Consider the following 3,268-nt stretch of genomic DNA (forward strand, 5'->3'; position numbering starts at 1 on the left):
TGCCTACATGGTGACGAACATTATTCAGGAAGCGACTCAGGAAGGGGCAAAATTAGGGCGTTGTGAGCAAGTCACCACAGCTCAGGTCGAGACGAAAGTCAAACAACTGCTGGATAAGGTTTTCGATTCCAATCTGGCAACGATCATGGTGAAAAATGCCAGCACGTTCGACACACCAGGGGCCGATGTTTCACAGATCAATTACTCTGCCCTGCCCGATATTGAATTAGCAAATGCGGATAAAGCGCAGTTGTTTCTCGTTCGCGTGGAAGTTCCTTACAAAGATGTTCGGCTATTGAGTTCGTTTTTTGTTGACCCTGTGCAGGCTGCGGAAGCGGCAGCAAAAGAGGATTCTCTGATATTATCCGGTCATAGTGTCAGGCGTCACGAATAAATCACTGGAACTGCCGTTCCAGAAATATTAAATAGACCGATTCAGGTAAGCCACCGTTTGCAGGAGTTAGCGTATGCGTGTCAATCAAGTGAAAAAAACAAAATCAGGAATCGCATTTCAAAACCGTCGGGGTGTCGCCGCGGTCGAGTTTGCATTAATTGCCCCGGTCTTTCTGGCGTTGATTCTGGGGATGGTTGCGGTCCGCCGTGCCGTCCACACTTCAACCGTCATGGATGCGGCTTTGGCGCAGTCGGGGCGATTGGCTTCGATGGATGCCGGACTGCAATTGCCTGCCGGGATGACGTTAAACGACAAAGTGATTCTTGATGTCCGCAATTTTCTGCGTGCTTCCGGGATTGAAAATGATGAAACAAATCTGACAGTTACCATTACTCATGCTGATGACGGATCCGGGAATCCACTGGATCCAATGCCGAATCCACCCAGCGCCGGTACAAACTTTGACTTGAGCGATCCTGCGAATCGGAATCGGTTATTTCGACTCGGCATTGAGATCCCCGAAGGGGCATCGAATTCGACACTGACTGACATCATGAATCTGGAAGGATCAATGGCCAAACCAATGACCGGTGATCCTGTCTGGGATTTGATTATGAATAATGGCACGACAAAGATCGTCAACTAAGCAAACACGTTTTAAGAGTATCAGACTCTGTCTTCAGGGGAGCATGAGGGGGAAAGATGAAACAGGTGCAAAGTACAAAGATTGAGAAAAGGAACATGTCGGGCGATCACAGTCGCCGCGGCGCGTTCATGGTGATGGCGGTTCCGTTTCTGATTGCGACAATGGGATTCCTGGCATTTGGCATTGATATCGCTGTGATCACAATGACCAAAACCAGAATGCGAAATGCCGTTGAGGCTGCTGCACTGGCAGCGGCACAGCAGATTACCGACTCAGTACAGACAACGGCTGACAACATTCAGGGATCGCAAAATGTGGGGGCTGCAGTGCAGGATGCGAACTCCATCGCCGTTGAAGCCGCCAAAGCGGTGGCTGAAAAAGTGGCGCGGTTGAATGGCGTTTACATTGATCCGGAAACGGATGTCAAATTCGGTAAACGTTATCAGGACAGCTCGGGAACCTTTCACATGGAATGGGGCGAGGCTGCAAAACCTTATAACGTTGTCAAAGTCATCGCGCGAAAGGATAATTCAACGGAAGGACAACCTGACTCCAAATTAAAGTTGTTTTTCGCCGGGTTCATGAACGAGAAAACTGCTGCCGTCACGACATCGGCAATCGCCTTCATTGAAGCACGCGATATTGTGATCGTACTCGACTATTCAGGCTCAATGAGTTACGACAGTGAATTTAGTGCGATGTCTTCCAATCGTTTAGGAAAAATACCGGTCGAAGAGAATCTGGATGATATCTGGAACACGTTAGTCGCCTCCGGCGCAACCTACTCAGATACGGGCAAGCTGAAGTTTCCGGCGGGCGGTTATGGTTTGATCAATTCGGTTGAAGGAACGTATAACAGTTCCTATGACAACGAAACGATCTTCTATGCCCTGGGGCTGGATGAAGTCGATTCCAGTGGGAACCTGAAATATCCGTTTCCACAGGAAGGAAAGGATTACTATGGTAATTTGAATGGTCAGCCGACCGGTTATACGAACAAAAGTTTGTGGAAAAACTACATCAATTGGGTTCGGACCAATAGTACCGTCAACAACTATGGCTACCGTAAGAAATACGGTTACCGTACTCTGATGGGCTATCTGATTGGTCAACGTAAGAAAAATAATCAGTCGGAAGACTTGTGGCGGGCTCCCATTTATCCGTTCCACGCGATGAAAGGGGGAGTGACGTTATTCACGGAGTTCCTCGGTGGATTACAGTTCGGCGATTACCTCGGGCTCGTCACATACGATGACTCTTCACGCGTCGAATCGGTTCTGAATGATGACGGCGTATCTGAAACAGTGAACCTGGGAGACGAGTTGATCTCAAACCGGTACACCGATATTGATACGATCCAGAGGCACAAACAGGCTTCTCATTATGCTCCCTATACCGGCATGGGTTATGGGATTCGTGATGCAAAAGAACTGTTAGAGTCTCATGGTCGTGCCGGCGCCCGGCCTACGATCATCGTGATGACGGATGGTAACGCCAACCGTGCTCCCTCAGGCTGGTCAATGCCGGGAACCTGGAACTGGGATGACGTGACCGACTTCGACGATGACGGGAATGCCGACTATACAACCAATGATACCTACAAACAGTATGCCTTCTGGCAGGCTGTGGAAGCAGCGAATCTGGGCTATACCGTGCACACCATGACTTTAGGTGCGGACGCAGATCGAACCTTGATGCAGGCAATTGCCAAAGCATGCAATGGTATCTATATCGACTCGCCCGGCGGCGCTACGATTGCAGATATGCAGTCGCAGTTATTGACGGCGTTCGGCAAGATCGCCGCGAATGTGCCACCAGCCAAATTATTGGCTGATCCTGAAAGCGATTTTTAAGGGAGACGAATTTGTTATGATTCGTGCCTGCTTGGGTTGATTTTCTACCTGAGTGAGAGAGGTGGTTGGAAACAGCCACCTCTTTTTTCATTAGCGAAGGCATTTATAAGGAATGTTGCTAAATGCGGATGCGGATTGGTTCGATGAAGCTTAAAGAGCCGATCTGAAACCGTATTAATTCAGAGGAAATCAAAACCGGCAGGCCAGGCGGACGATGTTCTGCCCTCGCTATCTTATAGCGGGGTGAAAGAAATATTGAAAAATTTTGCGAAAAAGGGGAAATTTTCATCGACGAAGAATTACGTTTTACACATAATAAGTAGATACATCATTGCACTAGAGAATATTAAGTTCGCGACTGGAAACAGTCCGTAA

General features: G+C 48.5%; 2 protein-coding genes and 1 pseudogene. All 3 read left to right on the forward strand.

The genetic code is table 11. The features are described from left to right. Positions 1 to 394: pseudogene (locus Q0294_RS05940) on the forward strand (hypothetical protein); the annotation flags it as partial. Positions 395 to 467: 73 nt separating this feature from the next. Then, positions 468 to 1,040 carry a TadE family protein gene (locus Q0294_RS05945; protein ID WP_299461902.1) on the forward strand — a complete coding sequence of 191 codons (573 nt, stop codon included), beginning with the start codon at positions 468 to 470 and terminating at the stop codon, positions 1,038 to 1,040. Positions 1,041 to 1,135: 95 nt separating this feature from the next. Beyond that, entirely contained in the window at positions 1,136 to 2,893 is a 1,758-nt protein-coding gene (locus tag Q0294_RS05950) for a vWA domain-containing protein (protein WP_299461904.1), read from the forward strand. The last annotated feature ends 375 nt before the right edge of the window (positions 2,894 to 3,268 follow it).

It is taken from the genome of uncultured Gimesia sp., assembly GCF_937919775.1.
Lineage (GTDB): Bacteria > Planctomycetota > Planctomycetia > Planctomycetales > Planctomycetaceae > Gimesia.

Coding starts and splice junctions, on each gene's coding strand:
- Q0294_RS05945 (WP_299461902.1), top strand. CDS start 468: ATGCGTGTCAATCAAGTGAAAAAAACAAAATCAGGAATCGCATTTCAA.
- Q0294_RS05950 (WP_299461904.1), top strand. CDS start 1,136: ATGTCGGGCGATCACAGTCGCCGCGGCGCGTTCATGGTGATGGCGGTT.